Raw genomic sequence first — 13088 nt, 5'->3', positions numbered from 1 at the left:
GATAGTTGGGTTAGGAAGCGAGCGAGAGATCGTTGTGCTTCTTCCGCAATCGGAGAAGGATCAGCGTTGCCGCGATAAGTGCCGCGCCGCCGCCTGCGAGGAGGAACCCGAGTTCACCCATGCCGCCGGTGAGCGGGATCGCGGGCACGGCCTGCTGGTCGTTCACGATTGCTCCGAGATCGAAGTTCGCGTTAACGTCCAGAGCGGTAGCGTCGATAGTGACGCCGATCGGGGCAGTGAGGAGCATGAACCCGGCAGGTGCCTTGGTTTCGTACAGCTTGTAGTCACCAGGCATAAGCGGCTTTACGAGAAGCTCACCCTTCTCAGGGTTCAGGTCACCATTCGCTGCATCACAGTCGGTTGCGTCGTTCGCATCGCAATCGATGATGACAATTGCCTGAGCGTCAAGCTCTGCACCGTGCTCATCGAGCGGCACGAGACGCCACTCTGAACCCGAGAGCTTGGTGTCGCTCCCGTCGACCTTCTGCCAGATGAGGCCCGGCTGGATCACGGGGAACTCGACCTCGGCACAGGTTTGGCTGGTCTGCTCATCCTCGGTGCACACCGGGGTGTCGCCGTCGCCGACGAAGGCTACGTTGCGAACATTGCCGTCAACACCTACGCCCATGACGACGGTGTACTCGATGACCACGTCCTCGCCCGATGCAAGCGGACCAGACCAGGTGAGGAGCGGATCGACGTAGTCGAGAGCACCACCGGCCGGGGTAACGGAAGCATCGTCTTGGTAGGTGCCGTCATCGATCACGTCGCTGAGGTCGTCAGTGATCGTCGCGGGGGCATCCACGGTGAACGCGCCAGGGCCTGAGTTCGTTGCCGTCACCGTGTACGTCACGACATCGCCGGGGGCCACGTCCACGGTCTTGTCAGCGACCTTGGTCACAGTCAGGTTCGGTAGCAGGAACTCGGTGCAGGACACATCACCCGTAGTAGTGCCAGGTACACAAGTCTCAGGATCAGGGGTAGGCATACCCGGATCAGTCGGATCACCTACGAACGCAATGTTCTTCGCAGTGCGATCTCCACCGTCCTTCACCGTCACTGTGTATGTGAGAGTGACAGTTTCTCCGGCCGCGAGAGGGCCTTCCCAGGCAATCCGCTTCGTTGCAGCGTCAAATACAGCAGGGCCGATCACAGCAGATGTATCGCTAGTAGCAACCAAAATTGTGGCTTCATCCAGGTCGGCATCGTCTAACACGCCGCTCAGGTCGTCGACGATCATCGCAGGATTCGTGGCCGTGAAGTCATCGCCACCAGTGTTTGTCGCGGTGATTGTGTACGTGACTTCGTCACCAATTCGCACGTTCTCGGTGGCGTTTGACGTTTTCTCGACCGCCAGTGACGGTTCGGCAATGTTGAGGACAACTTGATAGTCTTCGATTTCGCCTGTGCCAAAGCCCGTGGGCGTGAGTGCGCTTGCTTGCGTGTCAATGCGGAGCCGTGCAAACGTGGTTGCGGAGACCGCACCATCAGGGACAGTCCATTCCAGTGAGACTGAACTACCCGTACACTCCTGCACATCGGACTTCTCGCCGTCGTCAAATACGCCGTTATTGTTCCAGTCAATCCAGCCGCTGACGAAACCAGGCCCCGTGCACGCGACGTCCGTGCTGAACGTTGTTCCCCTCTTGACGTTGATGCCACTTGAGAAGTCTGCAGAGTCGTCTCCCTCATCAGCGCTCGCATCTGCAGAATGCAGTGGGGCGGTATCTGCGGTGATGCTTGTGCCCAACCGGGTCGGACCAGCATCTGACGGAACACTCAAGGGGAGGTTCTTAGCCCAGCTTTGCCCTTCAGGGATCTCGGGGCCTTGCCATGATTGAGTGAATAGCGACCACGGCTGACCGTAGCTATCCGGCGCGTCCCCTGTGTCGAGGTTTAGGACCACCCCGACCGCTATCGCCGCTGCAGATCTCATGTTAAATCGAAACTCGGTTTGACCTTCAAGGTAAGCAACATAGTTGTTGCCCGATATGCCCCAGGAGACTCCACACGCCACGTTGGGCACATCAAACAAAACCTCAGGGCCGTTCCTGGTAAGCCTGAATCCATTGTTGTTTGGGCAGATCGGGGCGCGTTGCTCGATCAAACGGAAACTTGCATTCGGATCAAGTGAAGTGAGTTTCACGTACTCAAGATTCGCGCCTCTGTGCTCAGTCTCCTCTGCGTCAGAAACCACCATGCCCGCGATCTCCACCGGCTCGCCGTTCAGAGTTGCACTACAGATGTACGTTCCTTGGGCCTCGGAATACATTCCTGAGTTGGACATGATTCCGCCCATCAATTGGTTGGCTGTTCCTGTCCCACCAATGTTGTACATGTCGTCGAAAGAGTCGCCGAGCCATGTACCAGGTTTGTAAGTTCTGAATGCTCCCACCTCAACATTCAGCGTGCACTCCGTGCGGAGGACTTGGCCACCAATTGTTCGCTCTGAGGAGAGTGTTGCCCCATTCGAAAGGGTCTGAAGATTGCTTGGGTTATGTTCCCATGTCAACCAATCGATTGTGTCCTTATAGAGACCAGTACCTCCCGTTGCGTACGCAGCATTCGCCGGGGAGGCATTCACGACCATCGCGGTGGCTAGGCCCGTGCTGAGTAGGCCAGCAACCAGGGTCAATGCCAAAGACCATGAAACTCCGCGCCGCACAGACGTAGACCTGCTTGCCTTGAATCTTCGCTCCATGTGAGCTGTTCGTTCGGACTTTAGCCTTCTCAACACTGGCTCCCTTCCCTACCTTGTTTCACTTACACGTGCTCGCGTGCGTGCAACAGCACGCAATTCTGGTGAGCTGCAGATAGGACGGGCCCACTGCCGTGAATCTGTCTTGCACGCCGCTGCTCGGGCGTGTCGTGCGTCTTGGCATGACTGTTCCTCACTCTCTCCCGGCGAGTGCACGGACCCGCAGTGCTCTGGCTGTGGCCAGGAGCGCGATCGCAGCACCAAGTGCAACTGCTCCGGAGCCGAGCGGTGTGACCCAACCTGCGATGCTGCTTTCAGGCTCTAATTCGAGTGATTTCGATAGCCTGACGCGGTTCGTATCTGTCTGCGGTGTCGCGGGTGTGAGCAGAGATAGCGGCTCAGCAGAAGCCAGGTCAGGATCAAGTGCCGGCTCCGCAATTGCTTGCCGCGCCTGTGCAGCAGGTCTCGGCTCGGACTGTGCTGCAGCCTGGCGTACGAACGCTCGGGTTACAGCTTCAGTCTTTCGAGGTTCCACCTGCGGTCCAGGAGTGACACTCACTTCAGGAAGAGGGTCTATGGCTTCATCGACTGTCGGCGGCTCGTCTTCGGCTTCTGGTGCCACGTCTTCTACAATCGGGGTTGCAACATGGACCGCGATGCTGCCCGTCATGGTTTGGCCGCTGCTGTCTGTCACGGCGTACGTCACCGGCGCAGTCGACCCAGAGAAGGTTGTACTCGGCGCGAAGGTCACTGAACCGCCCGCTGAGTCAATGATCCATTCGCCTTCGGCTGTGGTAACTTGCATCCTGCCCGCGGCCGTTGAGTGCGGGAACCGTAGCGTTTCAAAAAGTAGTTCCGCGCCTTGACCTGCGTTGTCGTTACTCAACGGGTAGATGACTACTGACTGACCCGCGGTTGTTGTTGCATTATCAGGAATCAGCACGGGCGTAGGTGCTTCAAGGCGCAGCGAGATCTCGTCGACGACTCCGTCATTCGCACCGATGCTGACGAGCGTGTCGATGACGACTTCTGCGCTCCTCGTACCTGGGGGCAGCAGCATTGTGCTCTGGAATGGCACGAAGCCTGAGGTGTAGCCGCGGTCGGCGGCAAGCACCGGCCCGAATTGCTCTTCATGCAGGACCTCGCCGGTGCTGTCCAGGAACCTGAATGTGACCTGCGCGTGATCGTTCTGTGCTTCGTACCCGCCAACGAACGCGGCAATATGCGCCCTCGTGTATCCGTTATCAATCGCTGGAGCCGCAGGGTTCAAGTCAACCCGTTGCCAGGCTGTCGAGGAATTGCCTACCCCAACGAACTGGTAGCTGCCGCCCGCAAAGGTGTCCCCGGTGAGGCCGTTTTCATTCACGATGACGGAGGCCGGGTAGCCGCCGACGCCAGGCATCACAGTTGCGAGACCACCGCTCCAGCCTTCGGTGGATGCGAACTCTGCGCCACCGTTGGCGATGAGTTCGCCAGGGAGGAATTCGAGCGGGGCCCACTGTTGAGTGGGGGCTGTGGCTGCTGCTGCGCTTGATACGAAGACCCCGGTAAGCAAAAGCATGGGTATCCCGACACAGACACCAGTCATGATCCGTTTCAACTTTCCCCACTTCCCCTGAATTTGCTGGCTGTGCTCACCCTCGTGCGAGCACAGCAAACCGCAATCCCTCAATCGGGACATCACGCCCCAATAGGGCTAGGACGCTCGAATGACCACAATCTGTCACTCGAAAAGGAGTCTCGGCGTGTCGCCTCACCCGTGGCGGGTGAAAGGTGCCGGCAACGGGTTACTTCCAGTCACCTGCGGCACGAGCAATGAGTTCTTGATTCTCAATCTCGGCAGTCGCCTTGAGCGTGAAGTTGCCCTCAGCTGTCGTCTGAATTCGGAACCTCAATGGTTCACTCGCTGCCACTCCACCAGGTGCCTCGCACTGCACCATCTCTGCCGCAAATTCGCAGTTGAGCTGGGACGGAACATCTGTGACTGTGTTTCCAGGAGAGAATCGCAATTCCAGATCATGTAATTGCAGCGCCCCGGTGTTCACAGCATCAAGCTGCACCGTCAGCGTGCGAGGGCCTGGAGCCCCCGGAGGAATGCCTTCACTCAGCGTGACGTCGAAGTTGATGCCGTGCGGGTTGTCGGTGACACGCTCTCCGTCGATGGTGATGGATGGTACCGGGCTGTCTGGCACGAATGCGGGCACGAGCAGGGTTGCTGCTCCTGCGGCAACCAACACAATCCCGGCGATGACGCCTCGTGTGGGGCCGATACGGTCGATGACGCGCGTAAGCACACCGTTCACGGGCGGTGTGATGACCGCTGCAGGGGTGATAGAGGTTGCAGATGCGCTGTACTGATGGGACTGCTCACCCCTGGAGTCTGCGTCACTTCCCGAGTCCTGCGCTGCCGTGAGTGCTGGGATCGTGTGTGGGTACTGAGCTGCTACGAACAGGGGTGTGATTCCGAGCAAGAGGCCTATCGAGGCGAATCCGCGCCAGTTCCTGCGACATTTCTTGCATGTGAGTATGTGGCGGAGTCCCGGTTCGTTCGCATCGTGCGCGTCGGGGGACTCGTGCACCTGCTTTGGGAGATCATAAGCGTTTTCCGCGCACTCAATGTCGCCTTCCGCAAGGTACTCAATGAGCAGTGCCCGACGGAGGCTCTGTTTGGCTCGTTGAAGCAGATTGGATATTGCTGGCGCTTTCCGTTCAAAGCGTTGCACAAGATCCGCGGGCTTGCACCCTTGCACGAGGACTTCTTCCAACACCATTTGCTGGTCTTTACTTAGGGTGGAGAACGCGCGGCTTACGGCATCTCGCTCGTGCACAAGGTCAGTGCTGAATTCCTCGTATGCTGGCTCGTGCTTGTCCGCTGCAAGCTGATCCAGTGAGCCTATCCGTGATCTGGGGCTGCGCAGCCGGTCGATGTATGAGTTACGGATCGACACGACGACATAGGCGCGGCTGTTGCTGCGTGGTCCTTTTTCTTGTTGCCACAGCTCGATGAGCTTGACGATCGCGTTCTGCACGAGATCCTCCGCATCTGACTGGTGCTGCATGTGCAGAATTTGTCTGGTTGCGGCCATCCAGTACGACAGGTTCGCGGCAATGAACTCGCCCCCGGCGTCTCTGTCGCCACGGTTTGCTCGCTGTGCGAGCGCTTCGAGCTCCTCAATCGATGCATGTGTCGTCCCCACCGACGGTTCCTACTTCCTCTCAAAAGTATGCGTTCTTGCCTTTGACCGCTTGGAAAGAGGACGAAGTTCTCACCTGCATCTGTCGCGCGCAACGCCGGCGCGGTAGATTCCTTAGATAGGCGATGGTGTCTCTTGGGCTGCTTCTGGCGGCTCGACTGTAACGGCGGCACACCATCGGGATGTTCGTCCTTCACCCGGTCCGGGTGATTTTGCAGGGAAGGCCGGGACGTTGCCAGGGGTCACATTACATACATCGCAGCAAGTTGAACCCTCACAGATCATGGAGCAGGACACGCAAGTTCTTCTCGCAGCGGCCCACGCTGCGGTATCTGACGGAAATATAGATGAGGCTGTGCAGATCATCCTCAGCTGTTGGATTGGGGTGCTGACTGGGCCGCACTTCTTGGAACTCGACGCATTATGTGCGCGGCTGCCACATGCTGCTGCGGAGGACCCCCGTATTCTCGCGGTTCGGGCATGCGCGCAGGACGCGCAGGGCACAGACAAAGTCGCACAACTCCTACTTGCGCGTGCACTGACACTTGCGGAGCCAGAACTCGCCGATCCAGAATCGATGAAGTATCCAGACCTCGAATGGCATGTGAGTTTCGCGAGAATGATCTTGCTCGATAACCGAGAAGAGGTCATCAAGTACACCGACCGGGTCTGGACGCTGTTGGAAGGGGTGCAGATAGAAGCTCGCAGCCGAGCGGCAGCGTTTCATCACATTGGTTGGGCCTTCCTCCGTCACCGTGGTGCACCCGCACAAGGGGTGCAGGCTCTACAGTTCGCCGTGCGGGAGGCAGCGGCAGTGGGTGACGTGGGGTTACAGAATCGTGCAGCCCGGCATCTTTCATACATGCTCGCGTGGGTGGGAAAGTTTCGCCACGCAGATGAAGTGTTACAGAGCATTCGGGAAATCCCTGAGCCTGGAACACCGTGGCAGCTGAGCTCGGTTGGGGATGTGGAAGCTGCGGAGGCATATCTCGGCTACTGGACCAACGATCTTGGCCGTGCGCGGAGAAGTGTTGAGAGACTGCGATCTGATGATGGGCAGATTGTTTCGTTTGCGGGAACCGCCAGGGTGCTGTTCGTGCTCTCTGCTGCAGCGTCTCGCGATCCCGCTTTCATCCGTCAAGCCGCGCATAAGCTTCGTAGGATCCCTCAGCAAGACGCACGTGGCGTCTCTTGGCGGGCGCTGAATCTCGCCTGCCAAGCGGCGATCGCAGAAGCCACCGGCCACCGAGAACGAGCCCTCGCCATTGCTCAGAAATTCACCGGCAACGAAGGGCTGCCCCTGGTAATCGTCGCCCTTGCAGGGATCCTGCGGCGGGCCGGGAAAGTAGACGAAGCTGTGCAGATGCTGCAGCATCTACAGCCCTACCAGCAACTCTCGTATGTCAATGTTGCAATGCTGGCCACCGCCGCAACACAACAGTTTCGTAGCGGCCACCCGACGGTGGCACACGAACTCTGCGAACGTGCACTCAACGCAGCCACAGAAGAAAACATTCGGCGCCCGTTCTGTGAATGGGATCTCGAAATGCGCAAGCTCCTCACCGCCCACCTCGCATGGGGCACGAAGCACGAAACGTTCATCGTAGAGTGTCTCGCCGACGAAATCGAGGCCAGTACCCATCACAGCCTCACCAAGCGCGAACTGCTTGTGCTCGCCCAGTTGCGCACCACGCAAACGCTCGCTGAAATCGCAGAGGTTCTGGGGGTTTCTCTGAACACGGTGAAAACCCAAGCAACATCGATCTACCGGAAACTCGGAGTCAGCTCCCGCCGCGAGGCGGTCGCTGTGCTTATGAAGAAGATCCAGCCCGAGACAGGTGCAATGTAGTCGCCCTGTGCTGCCTGCGGTGACCGTTGCCGAGAACCGCGAGTTAGGCGAAGTTTCGGATGTGAGTCGTGTCGTGCGCCTGAGCCAAGTCGCCGGCTAAGTCGGTATCGCCCTCCGTTCGAGACATATGCCAAGGTGAGGCGATCGAGTCGGCAGGTTGAAGTGCTTTCGAGGAGAAGGTCAGCGGCAAGCTCGCGGTCAAGGACCGCCCGGGGCTCACTGCTGCACTTGACTACCTGCGCGACGGGGACATGCTCACGGTGCAGGAGGTGGACCGGCTCGGCCGAAACCTGCTGGAAGGGCTCATCGTGCTCACTGAGCTTTTCGAGCGCGGTATCTCGGTGAAGGTGCTCGACGGCATCGCCGCTGGTGAGCACACGGAGCGGTCGCTGATCCTTGACCTTGCTCTCGCTCTCGCGGAGGATCGCCGCCGCGACATCAGCCGCAAGACGAAGAACGGCCTCGAAGCCGCACGCAAGCGTGGCAAGGTCGGCGGCCGGCCTCGCGTGATCGACGACGACAAGCGTGCGGTCATTCTTGCGCGCCGCGAGAAGGGGGAGTCGATAAGAGTCATCGCTCGGGTGCTCGACGTCTCCGTGGGCAGCGTGCACGCCGTGCTCTTGGAAGAGAGCGCAAAAACTGAGGCGAATGCATGATCGCTTACCCTTCCGGCCAGGAGCCAGACTTCTGGGACCCGAACCCGGCCGACGCCCGGCACCGCTTCGCGCTCGGCAGGATCGCTGCCTGCTCGCCGGGCTCGCCGCCGTTCGTGGTGATCGGCATGAACCCGTCGCACGCCCGCGAGACTGAGTCCGACAAGACCGTGAACCACGTGATTGACGTCTCCAGGCGGAGGCATCCGGGGTGGCTCATGCTGAACCTCTACCCGGAGCGGTCTCCCAAGCCGAAGGCGCTCAGGCCGTATGATGCGGGGCTCTCCGCTGCGAACTGCGACGCTATCCAGCACGTGCTCGACCTGGTGGGCGCGACCGAGGTGCTCGGAGCCTGGGGCAACATGGGCGGCTCCGCGACGCTGAGGCGAGCACTGCCCGACGTGCAGGCCTTGCTCGACCGGATGAGCGTGAGGGCGTACACGCTCGACGCACTGCTGAACACAGGGAACCCGGCGCATCCGCACCCGCCGGGCCGGCCGTTGCCGATGCTCGGGCCGAAGAGGTACCTCACGTGATGACTAGAAGCGAGGACCAGATGGACGCCTTGCAGCGAATCAGCACAGGCATCGAGCTGCTTGAGAGCGGATACACCGTCGAGTGGGAACCCTCGCGGGAGATCGAGCCAGGAGTGCACACGATGTCGTACCCCCGATATGACAGCCGGCTGACGGAGGCGCTATGGGGCGCATCGGAGCTGGTAGGAACAGACTACGGCTACATAGACCGTGTCGACGAGGTGCGAGAGCTGAGCATCCCAGAGATGAGCCAGTCGCAGCTGTCCACGTTCCTCACGTGGGTGCAGCGCGGCGAGAGGTTCTGCGACGGTTTCATCGCCGAGTTCGTAAAAGAAGGCAGTGTGCTGCAGGCGCTCCGCCGGGCTTCTGAGCTGGAAAGAGGCGTGGGACTGGGCGTCGATCGTGCACGGGGCCGTGGAGCGAGCGGGCGTGAGCAAGAGGACCAAAGAGGGAGAGCAGTCACTCCTGAGACGACGACGGCGGCACGCATCAGGGTCTCGCGTCGTGCGAGCAGATGGCGTTTCTGGGACTGGGACAAGCGCACCGTGTTCGAGACGCGAACTGGCGATGCTCCGACCGAGACCGTCACGGGCACAGAGCTGGTCGCGCGCTGGGAGGGAACCGTGTGGGAACGCGATGCGCACGCGTGCATCCAGACGGCGCTGCACCTGTCGCTCTCCGGGGATCGGAGCTCGTGGGTGCGCTGCCCGTCCGGCGAAATCCTCGCAGACCCCGATGCAACAGACACCGTGCGGCCGACCGGGCAGGCAGCGATCGACGCGCGCCGCGCGAGGCTAACCGTTCAGGACCGTGTCATAGTCCCGCTGCTGGGCTTCGGCGCCGCGGTGATCATGCTCGTCGTAGGTGGGGCCTTCACCTGGTCACGAGGTGGGACGGCCGGCCTCGCCGCGTACTGCTTGACCGCGCTGGCCGCGGCTGCGGTTGGATCCGTGACGCTCGCGGCCGCCTCGCTCGGCCCGAAGTGGGCGATGCAGCTCGCCTTCTGGGCGGTGCCCGTTGCGCTGCCCGTTGTGATTTCGCTCGATGGGTACGCCCTCGGATGGCTGTTCGGGCACCTGCTCGGCCTCGCCCTCGCCGCAGCGCTCCTGACACGGGCGCGCCGTGCTCGTCAGGCGCACGATGAGGCGGCGCAGCGATGAAGGATGAGCTCCTCTACGAGAGTATGAACCCTCCAGGGATCGGAGCGCTCGTGTTCATTCTGCTCGGCGCGCTCCCGACGGGGGCGGTGCTGCTGTTCATGCTCTTCGGCGAGCAGCCGGTGACCGCTCCTGTGCCGCTGATCGTCGTGCTCCTCGCCCTCGGAGGGCTGTTCTGGGCCTTGCTCGAAGGGGCCGGCACCCGCGTCTACGCCGACCGCATCGAGTACGTCCACAAGCTCGTCAAGCGCCGCCCGGTGTACTTCAAGGACCTGGTGGAGGCGTCGTTCGTCGAGACTGCGCTCTCGCACCCGAACGTGGTGCTGCGGACTCGGGACGGCCGGAAGCTCTCGTGGTTCGTCCGCGGCAGCAGGAGCGACGCTGACCGGCTGTTCCTGAAGACGCTGCACGACGCGCTCATCGACGGCGGATACCCGGTCGAGTCGAGGGACCTCGAAGGGAGAACACCGTTCACCGGGTGGGGCCTGGAGGCGCAGTCTTGATCAGGGATGAAGGCGCGGCTCCTACTGCAGGGTTCGGAGGCTTTGCCTCTGTCTCCGTCTTTCTCGCCTCGCGACCGCGAACGCCGGATACCCCGAGGCCGTCAGGCCCCGGGGTATCCGTCACTCGTCGTCCTCGATCAACCCGCCGCCCTCGTCGTAACTCGTCCAGCCGCGGTTCAGCCCCTCCAGCTCTTCGTAGACGCAGGAGCCGTCGGGCCTGATCGTGTACAGCCGAACCTCGAAGTCGTCGACGGTCCTCTCCGCCCAGAGGTCGCCGGTGGGCTCGCCCTGCTCATCGGTCACCGCGGCGATGAACGGTGTGCCCGACGAGCCGTAGATCTCGTCGATGGTGAGCCATTGCTCCTCAGTGGGCTCGATGTGGATGATTCTGTGAGCCATGGCTCAGGCCTCCTTCGTTTCGAGCTGATCCGTCTGCCCGCCGAGCATGTCGAGCACGTCAGAGCCGGATGCCACGAGCCGCGCCGTGCCCTGCTGGACGAGCATGTGGCATCCGGCACTGACTGCGCTTGTGACCGGGCCGGGCACTGCGCCTACAGGCCGAGCCATGCCGTGTGCGAGCTGCGCGACCGAGAGCGCGCCGGAGCGCACTCCAGCTTCAGGGATAACCACTGCGCTCGCGAGCGCGGCGATGATCCTGCCGCGCATGATGAAGCGCCAGCGGGTCGGCGCTGTGCCAGGCAGCATTTCACTGACTACACAGCCGTCGACGGCGATCCGCTCGATGAGCTCTCGGTGGCCTGCGGGATAGGCTCTGTCCACTCCGCTCGCGAGCACAGCGATGGTTTTACCGCCGGCCGCAAGCGCCGCGCGATGGGCCGCGCCGTCGATGCCGTAGGAGGCACCAGCGAGCACAGCGATCTCTTGACCGGCCAGCTCTGCTGCGATCTCGGTGGTTATGTGCTCGCCATAGGCTGTGCTCGCTCGTGCGCCGGTGATGGCGACGCTCTGCGTGCTCAGCAGAGGCACGTCCCCGCGCGCCCACAGCATGAGGGGCTGAGACGGCGCGAGCGGGTCGGCGTTCTCGACGTCCGCGAGCTGTGCTGGCCAGGCTGTGTCACCGGGAATGATCGGGGTGATGCCCGCAGCGAGGGCCTGGTCCAGCACACGAGAGGCGCTGCTTGCGGTCATGTAGCGGTGCAGCTCGTTCTCGAATAACCAGGTCTCCGGGCGCTCAATGAGCTCAGCAGCCGAGGTCTCCGCGAGGAGCGCCGCGAGCCTGCGGTCTCCGGGCTCCACTGCGTTGCTCATCGCGACACGGGCCAGCAGATCCTTGTCTCTGGTGCTCATGATCTGTTCTCCTTACTGCCGGCGGCGCGCATCTGCGCGGCCATGTCGGCGATTTCTTCGGGGTCCTCGGTGGTCCGCTCGGGGTGCTGGGCGCGCCACTCGTCGACCGTGAGCAGCTCGTGCTCGGGATCATGCAGGACGCTGCTGGTGATCTCATCGAGGCTGTGCAGCTGAGGGAAGTTCGTGCCGACGAAGCTCGCCCAGCCGTCTGAGCCGACTGCGAGGGCGTCTCGTACTGAGCAGCCGGCAGCGTGGAGCACGTCGGCCAGCACGCCGGTGAGTGCACCGTGTGGGCTCGACACGGGTTGCTTCGAGAGCACAGCGTCTGTGTTGACGACTACGGCGACTGCGTCTCCCTTGAGGGCGATCTCGGCGACGGTGCGCAGCCAGGCCGCGATCTCTTCGCCGGGGCTCTTCAGCTGCTTCTCCAACTCTTGCGGCAGGTCGATTCGGGCTGAGCCCAGTGTCCTGGGGCCGTCGAACAGCACGACGAACAGGCTCTCAGGGGCTGTCATACCGGTGAGGCGCGGCAGCGCGGCGAGGAAGTCAGCGCTGTTCGTGGCCTTGAGGACGGTGGGCTGCGCGTTCATGGTCGTGCTCCTTGAATCTTCTTGATGGTTCCTTGAACGAGGTGCCAGGCGTCGGCGTCGACGGCAGTACCCTGCTCGGCGAGCTCGATGAGGACTTTGAGGCCGACGAGGGTATCCTCGTCGAGAACGAGGACTCTGTCTCCGTCGATCTCGACGGCTGAGTCGTCGCCGTAGGTGCTGACGCTCAGCAGGTATCCCTGTGAGCCGTCGGCTGTGTTGTGGTCATGGCGCTTGCCGACGATCGTGAACACAGTGGTGCTCTCGTCGTCGTCGAGGTCGACGTAGCCGTAGTGGTCGTTGTCCGTGAGGCGCCAAGGCTGGGGTTCCAGGCGGTCGCCGGTGTCGTATGGGGTGAGCGATGGGGTCAGTGAGGGGGTCATGATGTCTTCTTCTCTCCTCTTTGTGCGTCGCGGGCACGGCCGATCACCAGGAGCACCGCGCCGAATGCGGCGAACAGGACGGCGCGCCCGAAGAGGCTCGTACCGTCGGCGATTACGAGATCATTGAGGGCGAGGCCGATGGCGCTGCCCACGACGACGGTGACGCCGAGGATCGTGAGCGTGGACGTGGCGGGCTTTGAAGCAGTCATTTCGGGTCCCC

12 protein-coding genes and 1 pseudogene are annotated in these 13088 nt (G+C 61.7%); 5 read left to right on the top strand and 8 right to left on the bottom strand.

Translation table 11 applies throughout. The features are described from left to right. Positions 1–10: 10 nt before the first annotated feature. The 3 genes from D3226_RS05835 to D3226_RS05825 form a co-directional block, all read right to left on the bottom strand. Positions 11–2590 carry a CshA/CshB family fibrillar adhesin-related protein gene (locus D3226_RS05835; RefSeq protein WP_237462525.1) on the bottom strand — a complete coding sequence of 860 codons (2580 nt, stop codon included), beginning with the start codon at positions 2588–2590 and terminating at the stop codon, positions 11–13. Between the two features lie 301 nt (positions 2591–2891). Next, complete coding sequence (locus D3226_RS05830; RefSeq protein WP_202381399.1) at positions 2892–4298, bottom strand: Ig-like domain-containing protein; 1407 nt, start codon at positions 4296–4298, stop codon at positions 2892–2894. 187 nt (positions 4299–4485) lie between these two features. Continuing rightward, positions 4486–5895, bottom strand: coding sequence for a sigma-70 family RNA polymerase sigma factor (locus D3226_RS05825; protein ID WP_202381398.1), 1410 nt, complete (start codon positions 5893–5895; stop codon positions 4486–4488). Between the two features lie 280 nt (positions 5896–6175). Here D3226_RS05825 and D3226_RS14640 point away from each other — a divergent pair, with 280 nt between their 5' ends. The 5 genes and pseudogenes from D3226_RS14640 (at position 6176) to D3226_RS05800 (ending at position 10590) form a co-directional block, all read left to right on the top strand. Next, a complete protein-coding gene (locus D3226_RS14640) occupies positions 6176–7741 on the top strand; it encodes a helix-turn-helix transcriptional regulator (RefSeq protein ID WP_237462251.1) in 1566 nt (521 codons plus the stop codon). Positions 7742–7920: 179 nt separating this feature from the next. Next, positions 7921–8397, top strand: a pseudogene (locus D3226_RS05815) (recombinase family protein); the annotation flags it as partial. After that, a complete protein-coding gene (locus tag D3226_RS05810) occupies positions 8394–8930 on the top strand; it encodes a DUF1643 domain-containing protein (protein ID WP_202381397.1) in 537 nt (178 codons plus the stop codon). The pseudogene D3226_RS05815 and the gene D3226_RS05810, both read left to right, overlap by 4 nt. After that, entirely contained in the window at positions 8930–10090 is a 1161-nt protein-coding gene (locus D3226_RS05805) for a DUF6508 domain-containing protein (protein ID WP_237462521.1), read from the top strand. Before D3226_RS05810 ends, D3226_RS05805 begins: the two co-directional genes overlap by 1 nt. After that, positions 10087–10590, top strand: a complete 504-nt coding sequence (locus D3226_RS05800; protein WP_202381395.1) for a hypothetical protein — start codon at positions 10087–10089, stop codon at positions 10588–10590. The genes D3226_RS05805 and D3226_RS05800 overlap by 4 nt, the downstream gene beginning before the upstream one ends. A gap of 120 nt (positions 10591–10710) precedes the next feature. Here D3226_RS05800 and D3226_RS05795 read toward each other — a convergent pair whose 3' ends face one another. From D3226_RS05795 to D3226_RS05775, 5 genes are read right to left on the bottom strand one after another with little or no spacing between them, the layout of a single operon-like run. Further along, entirely contained in the window at positions 10711–10989 is a 279-nt protein-coding gene (locus D3226_RS05795) for a hypothetical protein (RefSeq protein WP_202381394.1), read from the bottom strand. A 3-nt stretch (positions 10990–10992) separates the two neighbouring features. Next, the gene (gene dprA / locus D3226_RS05790; RefSeq protein WP_202381393.1) at positions 10993–11898 is read right to left on the bottom strand and encodes a DNA-processing protein DprA; all 906 of its coding nucleotides are present in this window, start codon (positions 11896–11898) and stop codon (positions 10993–10995) included. Then, a complete protein-coding gene (locus D3226_RS05785) occupies positions 11895–12488 on the bottom strand; it encodes a DUF4192 family protein (protein WP_202381392.1) in 594 nt (197 codons plus the stop codon). Before D3226_RS05785 ends, dprA begins: the two co-directional genes overlap by 4 nt. After that, positions 12485–12868, bottom strand: coding sequence for a hypothetical protein (locus D3226_RS05780; protein WP_202381391.1), 384 nt, complete (start codon positions 12866–12868; stop codon positions 12485–12487). Before D3226_RS05780 ends, D3226_RS05785 begins: the two co-directional genes overlap by 4 nt. Beyond that, positions 12865–13077 (bottom strand): hypothetical protein, encoded by a 213-nt coding sequence (locus D3226_RS05775; RefSeq protein WP_202381390.1) that lies wholly within the window; start codon positions 13075–13077, stop codon positions 12865–12867. The genes D3226_RS05780 and D3226_RS05775 overlap by 4 nt, the downstream gene beginning before the upstream one ends. Positions 13078–13088: the final 11 nt, after the last annotated feature.

This window comes from Leucobacter chromiireducens subsp. chromiireducens, from assembly GCF_016758255.1.
Lineage (GTDB): Bacteria > Actinomycetota > Actinomycetes > Actinomycetales > Microbacteriaceae > Leucobacter > Leucobacter chromiireducens.
This window is presented reverse-complemented; position numbering and strand designations above follow the sequence as displayed.

What these genes read in the sequence shown, in the direction of transcription:
- D3226_RS05835 (WP_237462525.1), bottom strand. Translation starts at nt 2,590, where the DNA reads ATGGTCGTGAATGCCTCCCCGGCGAATGCTGCGTACGCAACGGGAGGT.
- D3226_RS14640 (WP_237462251.1), top strand. Translation starts at nt 6,176, where the DNA reads ATGGAGCAGGACACGCAAGTTCTTCTCGCAGCGGCCCACGCTGCGGTA.
- D3226_RS05810 (WP_202381397.1), top strand. Translation starts at nt 8,394, where the DNA reads ATGATCGCTTACCCTTCCGGCCAGGAGCCAGACTTCTGGGACCCGAAC.
- D3226_RS05805 (WP_237462521.1), top strand. Translation starts at nt 8,930, where the DNA reads ATGACTAGAAGCGAGGACCAGATGGACGCCTTGCAGCGAATCAGCACA.
- D3226_RS05800 (WP_202381395.1), top strand. Translation starts at nt 10,087, where the DNA reads ATGAAGGATGAGCTCCTCTACGAGAGTATGAACCCTCCAGGGATCGGA.
- D3226_RS05795 (WP_202381394.1), bottom strand. Translation starts at nt 10,989, where the DNA reads ATGGCTCACAGAATCATCCACATCGAGCCCACTGAGGAGCAATGGCTC.
- dprA (WP_202381393.1), bottom strand. Translation starts at nt 11,898, where the DNA reads ATGAGCACCAGAGACAAGGATCTGCTGGCCCGTGTCGCGATGAGCAAC.
- D3226_RS05785 (WP_202381392.1), bottom strand. Translation starts at nt 12,488, where the DNA reads ATGAACGCGCAGCCCACCGTCCTCAAGGCCACGAACAGCGCTGACTTC.
- D3226_RS05780 (WP_202381391.1), bottom strand. Translation starts at nt 12,868, where the DNA reads ATGACCCCCTCACTGACCCCATCGCTCACCCCATACGACACCGGCGAC.
- D3226_RS05775 (WP_202381390.1), bottom strand. Translation starts at nt 13,077, where the DNA reads ATGACTGCTTCAAAGCCCGCCACGTCCACGCTCACGATCCTCGGCGTC.